The sequence below is a fragment of the Kitasatospora sp. NPDC054768 genome (genome assembly GCF_053612025.1).
The window spans coordinates 1-9,331 of the sequence record NZ_JBSHBN010000246.1 but is presented as its reverse complement, the minus strand read 5'-3'; the positions used below and the strand labels follow the sequence as shown (position 1 = coordinate 9,331).

Below are 9,331 nucleotides of genomic sequence, written 5' to 3'. Positions count from 1 at the left end.
CTCACCAACCGGTCCGCCCGACCCACCGACACCGCACCGGACGTCACCGACCACAGCTTGGCGCGGACGCCGGAATCGGCGAGGGCGTGCAGCAGCGCCAGTGTGGCCGGCACACCGGTCGACACCGGGGTGCCCTCGTCCTGCGGCTCCTCGACGGCGAGCAGCGAGACCACTCCCGCGAACTCGCCCCCGGCGTTCAACTCACCGATCCGCGCGGCCAGTTCCTCCCGACCCGCGCCGTCGACGGCCAGCGGAACGACCTCCGCACCGGCGGCCAGCAGCGCGCTCTCCACGCCCTCCACCGACGCACCCGCACCCGTCACCAGCAGCCAACGGCCCGACAGCCGCCCCTCCGCCGAACCCGCCAACGGCTTCCACGTCACCCGGTACCGCCAGGAGTCCACCACCGAATCCACCCGGCGCCGCTGCCGCCACGAGGACAGCACCGGCAGCAGCGAGCGCAGCGCGCCGTCCTCGTCCAGCTCCAGGGACTCCGAGAGCTCGGCCAGGTCCCCGCGCTCGACGGCGTCCCAGAACCGCGCCTCGGCCGGGTCGCCCTCGGCCGCCACGGCGGCCGCCTCCAGCCAGTAGTGCTCGCGCTGGAAGGCGTAGGTCGGCAGCTCGACCGGGCGGCCGGCGGGCAGCAACGCGGTGAAGTCGACGGGCGCACCCGCGGTCCAGGCCTCCGCCAGCGCCAGCAGCACCTGCTCGGGGCCGCCCTGGCCTCGCCGCAGCGTGCCCAGCACGGCCGCCTCGGCCTCGACCGCGTCGGCGGTCTCCTGCACACCCACCGTCAGCACCGGGTGCGGGCTGCACTCCACGAACACCGCCCGGCCACCGGCCAGCAGCGCCCGCGTCGCCTCCTCGAAGCGCACCGGGGAGCGCAGGTTGTCGAACCAGTACCCGGCGTCCATCCGTGCCGTGTCGATCGGGGTGCCGGTCAGCGTCGAGTAGAGCGGCACCGTGGACGTGGTCGGGCTGATCCCGGCCAGGTCGTCCAGGATGCGCCCGCGCAGCCGGTCGACCTGGGCGGAGTGCGAGGCGTAGTCCACCGGGATCCGGCGGGCCCGCACCCCGTTCTCCTCGCAGAGCGCCATCAGCTCGTCCAGCGCGTCCGGCTCGCCCGACACCACCGTCGAGGACGGGCCGTTGTACGCGGCCACCGAGATCCGGCCGTCGAAGCCGACGATCAGCCCCTCGGCGGTCTCCTGGCCGACCGCAAGCGACACCATGCCGCCGTCACCGGCCAGTTCGATCAGCGCCCGGCTGCGCAGCGCCACCACCCGGGCACCGTCCTCCACGGACAGCGCACCAGCCACCACCGCCGCCGCGATCTCACCCTGCGAGTGACCGATCACCGCCGACGGCTCCACACCGTGCGCCCGCCACACCTCCGCCAGCGACACCATCACCGCCCACAGCACCGGCTGGACCACGTCCACCCGGTCCAACTCCGCGCCCGAACGCAGCACCTCGGTCAGCGACCAGTCCGTGAACGGCGCCAACGCCGCCTCACACTGCGCCAACCGCGCCGCGAACACCGGTGAGGCCTCGGCGAGTTCCCACGCCATACCCACCCACTGCGAACCCTGGCCCGGGAACACGAACACCACATCACCCGGGACGACCCGGCCCCGGACCACACCCTCGCCACCGAGCACCGCGAGGCCGTCCAGCAACGCCTCCCGGTCCGCACCCAGCACCACCGCACGGTGCTCCAGACCCGCCCGCGACAGCAACGCGGACGCCACATCCGCCACCGACGCCTCCGGACGCCCCAGCACGAACTCCCGCAGCCGCTCCGCCTGCGCACCCAACGCCACCGGCGTCCGGCCCGACAGCAGCCACGGCACCGGGCCCGCGCCCGGAACAGCGGGCTCCGCCGGGCGCGGCTCGGACACGGATTCGAGGATCACATGGGCGTTGGTACCGCTGATCCCGAAGGAGGAAATACCCGCGCGACGCGGCCGGTCCGCCTCGGGCCACGGCCGGGCCTCGGTGAGCAGCTCCACCGCACCGGCCGACCAGTCCACGTGCGGGGACGGCGCGTCCACGTGCAGGGTCGCCGGCAGGACGCCGTGCCGCATCGCCAGCACCATCTTGATCACACCCGCCACACCGGCGGCGGCCTGGGTGTGCCCGATGTTGGACTTGATCGATCCCAGCCACAGCGGCCGGTCCGTGAACCGGTCCTGACCGTAGGTGGCCAGCAGCGCCTGGGCCTCGATCGGGTCGCCCAGCTTGGTGCCCGTGCCGTGCGCCTCCACCGCGTCCACCTCGGCGGCCGACAGCCCGGCGTTGGCCAGCGCCTGCCGGATCACCCGCTCCTGCGACGGGCCGTTCGGCGCCGTCAGACCGTTCGACGCACCGTCCTGGTTGACGGCGGTGCCCCGCACCACCGCCAGCACCCGGTGCCCGTTGCGCCGGGCGTCGGAGAGCCGCTCCAGCACCAGCAGGCCCACGCCCTCCGACCAGCCGCTGCCGTCGGCGGCGGCCGAGAAGGCCTTGCAGCGCCCGTCGGCGGCCAGCCCGCCCTGGCGGCTGAACTCGGTGAACACCGAGGGCGTGGCGAGGACGGTGACACCGCCGGCCAGCGCCAGGTCGCAGTCACCGGAGCGCAGCGCCTGGGCCGCCTGGTGCATGGCCACCAGGGAGGAGGAGCACGCGGTGTCCACGGTGACCGCCGGGCCCTCCAGACCGAAGGTGTAGGAGACCCGGCCGGAGGCGACGCTGCCCGCGTTGCCGGTGCCGAGGAAGCCCTGGACCTCGTCGGGGACGGCTCCGCCGCCGGTCGCGTAGTCGTGGTACATCAGTCCGGCGTAGACACCGGTCCGGCTGCCGCGCAGCGCGGTCGGGTCCAGGCCGGCGCTCTCGAAGGCCTCCCAGGAGGCCTCCAGCAGCAGGCGCTGCTGCGGGTCCATCGCCAGGGCCTCGCGCGGGGAGATCCCGAACAGGCCGGCGTCGAACCGGGCGGCGTCGTGCAGGAAGCCGCCCTCGAAGACGGTCGCGGCGCCCGCGCTCTCGCCGGCGTACACGGCGCCGACGTCCCAGCCGCGGTCGGTCGGGAAGGCGGTGATGCCGTCCCCGCCGGAGGCCAGCAGCTCCCACAGCCGGTCCGGGTCGGTGACGCCGCCGGGGTAGCGGCAGCTCATGCCGACGATCGCGATCGGCTCGTCCGGGGCGGCGGTCGTGGCGGAGGGCCCGGTGGCGGCCGGGGCGGCCGGGCGCCGGCCGAGCAGCTCGGCGCGGACGAACTCGGCCAGCACGGCCGGGGTCGGGTGGTCGAACACCAGGGTGGCGGGCAGCCGCAGCCCGGTGACCTCCTGGAGCCGGTTGCGCAGCCGGACCGCGAGCAGCGAGTCGAAGCCGAGGTCCTTGAAGGCCCGGCCGGGCTCGACGGCGGCCGCGCTCGCGTGGCCGAGGACGGCGGCGACCTCGGTGGCGAGCAGTTCCCCGACCGTCCGGGTCTGCTCGGCCTCGGTGAGCCCGGTCAGCCGGTGCGCGAGCGAGCCGGTGGCGGTCTCGGCGGCGGCGGCGCGCCGCGGGGTCGGGCGGACCAGTGCGCGCAGCAGCGGCGGCACCTCGCCGTCCGGGCCGGCGGCCGAGCGCAGCCGGATCGGCAGCAGGTGCGGGCGTGCGGAGCCGACGGCCGCGTCGAACAGGGCGAGTCCGTCGGCGTCGCCGAGCGACTCCGCGGTGCGGGAGGCCCGGGCGACCTGCTCGGTGGAGAGGTGGCCGGTCATCCCGCTGGCGCCGGCCCACAGGCCCCAGCCGAGCGAGACCGCCGCGAGGCCCGCGGCGGCGCGGCGGGCGGCCAGCGCGTCCAGGGCCGCGTTCGCCGCCGCGTAGGCCGCCTGGCCCTCCGGGCCGAAGGTGCCGGCGGCGGAGGAGAACAGGACGAACAGGCCGAGTTCGCGGTCGGCGGTCAGCTCGTGCAGGTTGAGCGCCGCGTCCACCTTGGGCCGCAGCACCCCGGCCAGCCGGGCGTCGTCGTACGAGCCGACGGTGCCGTCGTCGATCACGCCGGCCGCGTGGACGACGCCCGTGACCGGGTGTTCGGCCAGCACGGCGGCGAGCGCGTCGCGGTCGGCGGCGTCGCAGGCGACGACCGTCGCGTCGGCGCCCAGTGCCCGCAGCTCGTCGACCAGTTCGGCCGCGCCGGGGGCGTCGGCGCCCCGCCGGCCGAGCAGCACCAGTCGGCGCACCCCGTGCCGGGCGGCCAGGTGCCGGGCGACCAGGCCGCCCAGTGTTCCGGTGCCGCCGGTGATCAGTACCGACCCGGGCAGCGCGGGCGTGTCCGCGGCCGGGGTGCGGACCAGGCGCGGGAGCAGCACGGCGCCGTCGCGCAGCGCGCTGCGGGGCTCGGTGTCCACGGCGGACGGCCAGGGGCCGCCGTCCCCGGCCGGGTCGCGGTCGACCAGGACGAAGCTGCCGGGGTGCTCGGCCTGGGCCGAGGCGACCAGGCCGTGCACGGCCGCCCCCGCGAGGTCGGCGTCCGCGCCGACGGCGCCGCGGGTGAGCAGCACCAGCCGGGAGGTGCCGAGCCGCTCCTCGGCGAGCCAGTCGCGCAGCAGGCCGAGGACGGCAGAGGTGGTGGCCAGCACGGCCCGTGCGTCGTCGCCGGACGGGACCGGCAGGACGACGACGGCCGGGGTGGGCGCGCCCGCGTCGAGGGCGGCGGTCAGCGCGGCGAGGTCCGGGTGGCGGACGGCCCGCGGCAGTCCGGCGTCGTCGGCGCCGAGCACCGCCCAGCCGGTGGTGTCGGGGGTCGCGGTCGGGTCGGTCGCGGGCACCCAGTCCAGGGCGAACAGGGCGTCGTGGACGCCGCGCGCGGCGCTGCCGTCCAGGGCCTCGGGGGTGACCTCCCGGGCGGCCAGCGCGTCGACGGCGAACACGGGGGCGCCGGTGGGGTCGGCGGCCCGCACGGTGGTTCCGCCGGGGCCGCGGGTCAGGGCGACCCGCAGCGTGGTGGCGCCGACGGCCTGGAGCGAGACGCCGGTCCAGGCGAAGGGCAGCCTGGTTCCGGCCTCGGCGTCGAGGGCGGCGGCGTGCAGGGCGGCGTCCAGCAGTGCGGGGTGCACGCCGTAGCCGTCGGCCTGGACGTCCTGGGGCAGGGCGACCTCGGCGTAGACGGTGCTGCCGTCGCGCCAGGCGGCGCGCAGGCCCTGGAAGGCGGGGCCGTAGCCGTAACCGGCTTCGGTGAGCGCCTGGTAGAAGCCGGCCAGGTCGACGGGCCGGGCGCCGAGGGGCGGCCACTGGGCGTGGTCGAAGCCGGCGGCGGGCGCGTGCGCACCGAGCAGACCGGTGGCGTGGCAGGTCCACGGCGCGTCCTCGCCGGACCGGGAGGACACCTCCACGGTGCGGTCGCCCGCGCCGTCCGCCGGGCCGACGGCGACCTGGACGGCCACCGCGTCGGCCGCGGTCAGCACCAGCGGGGCCTGGAGCACCAGTTCCCGCAGCAGGGCGCTGCCGGCCTGTTCGCCGGCCCGCAGGGCCATCTCCACGAAGGCCGCGCCGGGCACCAGGGTGCGGCCGAGCACGGTGTGGTCGGCCAGCCACGGGTGGCCGGTCGTGGACAGCCGTCCGGTCAGGACGACGCCGTCGTGGGCGAGCGGGACGGCGGCCCGCAGCAGCGGGTGGCCGGCCGTCACCTGGCCGACGGCGGCGGCGTCGTGCGCCGCGAGGGGCTTGGGCCAGTAGTGCTCGCGCTGGAAGGCGTAGCCGGGCAGGGCGACGCGGCGGGCGGGCGGCAGCACCCCGGTGGCGTCCACCGGCACGCCGGCCGTCCAGAGTTCGGCGAGGACGGTCAGGAAGCGCTCGGCGCCGCCGTCGTCGCGCCGCAGGGTGCCGACCGCGGTGAGCGCGGTGCCGGCGTCCTCGGCGGTCTCCTGGAGGGCGACCGAGACCACGGGGTGGGGGCTGCACTCGACGAACACCGAGCGGCCGTCGGCGAGCAGGGCGCGGGTGGCCTGCTCGAACAGGACGGTGGAGCGCAGGTTGTCGTACCAGTACCCGGCGTCCATCCGCGCGGTGTCGATCGGCTCACCGGTCAGCGTCGAGTAGAGCGGCACCGTGGACGTGGTCGGGCTGATCCCGGCCAGCTCCGCCAGGACCCGTTCGCGCACCCGCTCCACCTGGGCGGAGTGCGAGGCGTAGTCCACCGGGATCCGGCGGGCCCGCACCCCGTTCTCCTCGCAGAGCACCAGCAGCGCGTCCAACGCGCCGGGCTCGCCCGACACCACCGTCGAGGACGGGCCGTTGAACGCGGCCACCGAGATCCTGCCGTCGAACGAGCCGATCAGCTCCTCGACCACCGCGCTGCCCGCCGCGACGGACACCATCCCGCCGTCACCGGCGAGTTCGATCAGCGCCCGGCTGCGCAGCGCCACCACCCGGGCACCGTCCTCGACGGACAACGCACCGGCCACCACCGCGGCGGCGATCTCACCCTGCGAGTGACCGATCACCGCCGAGGGCTGCACACCGTGCGCCCGCCACACCTCGGCCAGCGACACCATCACCGCCCACAGCACCGGCTGGACCACGTCCACCCGGGACAGGTCCGCGCCCGAACGCAGCACCTCGGTCAGCGACCAGTCGGTGTACGGCGCCAGCGCCGCCTCGCACGCGGCCAACCGGGCCGCGAACACCGGTGACCAGTCGGCGAGTTCCCGCGCCATGCCGACCCACTGCGAGCCCTGGCCCGGGAAGACGAAGGCCACCGAACGGCCGTCGCGCTCCTCGGCGACGCCGGTGACCACCCCGGCCCGGGCCGTGCCGTCGGCGAGTGCCGCCAGCCCGTCCAGCAGGTCGGTCCGGTCGGCGCCGAGCAGCACCGCGCGGTGCTCCAGGTCGGCCCGGGACAGCAGTGCCCGGCCGATCTCCGCCGGGGTGAGCTCGCCGTGTCCGGCCGCGAACTCGCGCAGCCGCGCGGCCTGCGCCGCCAGTCCGGCCCGGGTGCGGGCCGACAGGAACCACGGGAGGACCCCGGAGCCGGTCTCCGGGGCCGCGGCGGTCTCGGTGACGACCGGGGCGGCCTCCAGGATGACGTGGGCGTTGGTGCCGCTCATGCCGAAGGAGGACACGCCCGCGCGGCGCGGCCGGTCCACGGCCGGCCAGGGGCGCGCCTCGGCCAGCAGTTCCACGGCGCCCGCCGCCCAGTCCACGTGACCGCTCGGCGCGGCGACGTGCAGGGTGGCCGGGAGCGTCCCGTGCCGCATCGCCTGCACCATCTTGATCACCCCGGCGACGCCGGCGGCGGCCTGGGTGTGCCCGATGTTGGACTTGATCGAGCCGAGCCAGAGCGGCTCGCCGTCGCGGTCCCGGCCGTAGGTGGCCAGCAGCGCCTGGGCCTCGATCGGGTCGCCGAGGGCGGTGCCGGTGCCGTGCGCCTCCACCGCGTCCACGTCCGAGACGGTCAGCCCGGCGTTGGCCAGCGCCTGGCGGATCACCCGCTCCTGCGAGGGCCCGTTGGGGGCGGTGAGGCCGTTGGAGGCGCCGTCCTGGTTGAGCGCGCTGCCGCGCACCACGGCGAGCACCTGGTGCCCGTTGCGGCGCGCGTCGGAGAGCCGCTCCAGCACCAGCACGCCCACGCCCTCGGACCAGCCGGTGCCGTCCGCCTCGGCGGAGAACGGCTTGCAGCGGCCGTCCGCGGCGACGCCGCCCTGCCGGCTGAACTCGGCGAAGATCTCGGGTCCGGCCAGCACCGTGACACCGCCGGCCAGGGCCAGGTCGCACTCGCCGCCGCGCAGCGCCTGGGCCGCGAGGTGCAGGGCCACCAGCGAGGAGGAGCAGGCGGTGTCCACCGTGAGGGCGGGGCCCTCCAGGCCGAAGGTGTACGACACCCGGCCGGAGATCACGCTGTTCGAGGTGCCGGCGAGGACGTGCCCCTCGGCGGTGGTGGAGAGGTCGGTGCCGATCCCGTAGTACGACGTGCCGGCGCCGAGGAAGACGCCCACCTGCTCGCCGCGCACCGCGGTCGGGTCGATGCCGGCGTCCTCGAAGGCCTCCCAGGCGGCCTCCAGCGAGAGCCGCTGCTGCGGGTCCATCGCCAGTGCCTCGCGCGGGGAGATCCCGAACAGGGTGGCGTCGAACCCGGTGGCGTCCGCGAGGAAGCCGCCGCGCAGCGCGTACGGCGCGTCCGCGACCTCGGCCTCCCAGCCGCGGTCGGCGGGGAAGTCGGTCATGCCGTCGCCGCCCTCGGCGAGCAGCCGCCACAGCCGCTCCGGGCTGTCGGCGCCGCCGGGCAGGCGGCAGCTCATCCCGACGATCACGACCGGGTCCTGGTCGGTGGCCGTCGCGGCGGCCCGGACGGGCGCGGGCAGGTCACGGCCGCCGAGCAGTTCGCCGAGCAGGTACTCGGCGAGCGCGGCCGGGCTCGGGTGGTCGAAGACCAGGGTGGCGGGCAGCCGCAGGCCGGTGGCGGCCTGCATCCGGTTGCGCAGTTCCACCGAGGTCAGCGAGTCGAAGCCGGCCTCCTTGAAGGCGCGGCCGGCCGCGACGGCGTCCGGGGAGGCGTGGCCGAGCACCAGGGCGGTCTGTTCCCGGACCAGGTCGACCAGCAGCGGGAGCCGGCCGTCCGGCCGCACCCCGGCGAGCCGCTGGGTGAGGCTCGCGGCGGTCGGGGCGTCGCTGGCCCGGCGCAGCGCGGCGCCGGCCAGCGAGCGCAGCACCGGCGGCGGTCCGGCCGGGTCGTTGCGCAGCGCGGTCACGTCGAGGTTGGAGGTGACCAGGTGGGCGCGGGGCACGGTGCGGGCGACGTCGAACAGGGCCATGCCCTGGGCGGTGGTCAGCGGGGCGCCGACCCAGGCCGCCCGGGCCAGGTCGGCGCCGGTGAGGTGGCCGGTGATGCCGCTGGACTCGGCCCACAGGCCCCAGGCCAGCGAGACGCCGGCCAGGCCGCGGGCCCGCCGCTGGGCGGCGAGGGCGTCCAGGAAGCCGTTCGCGGCGGCGTAGTTGCCCTGTCCGGGCGGGCCGAGCACGGCGGCGACGGAGGAGAACAGCACGAACAGGGAGAGGTCGCGGTCGGCGGTCAGTTCGTGGAGGTGGAGCGCGGCGTCCGCCTTGGGGCGCAGGACGGTGGCGAGCTGTTCAGCGGTGAGGGCGGTGACCACGCCGTCGTCGACCACGCCGGCGGTGTGGATGACGCCGGTGAGCGGGTGCTCGGCGGGGATCGCGGTGAGCACCGCGGCCAGCGCCTCGCGGTCGGCGGCGTCGCAGGCCGCGACGGTCGCCGCTGCCCCCAAGTCCCGCAGCTCGGCGACGAGTTCGGCAGCGCCCGGGCCGTCGGCGCCGCGCCGGCTGAGCAGCAGCAGGTGCCGCACGCCGTGCC

1 protein-coding gene is annotated in these 9,331 nt (G+C 76.6%); it reads right to left on the bottom strand.

The window, feature by feature from the left end; genetic code table 11:
* A partial coding sequence (locus tag ACWGKU_RS38920; RefSeq protein WP_452191780.1) for an SDR family NAD(P)-dependent oxidoreductase occupies window positions 1–9,331 on the bottom strand: 9,331 nt, incomplete at both ends.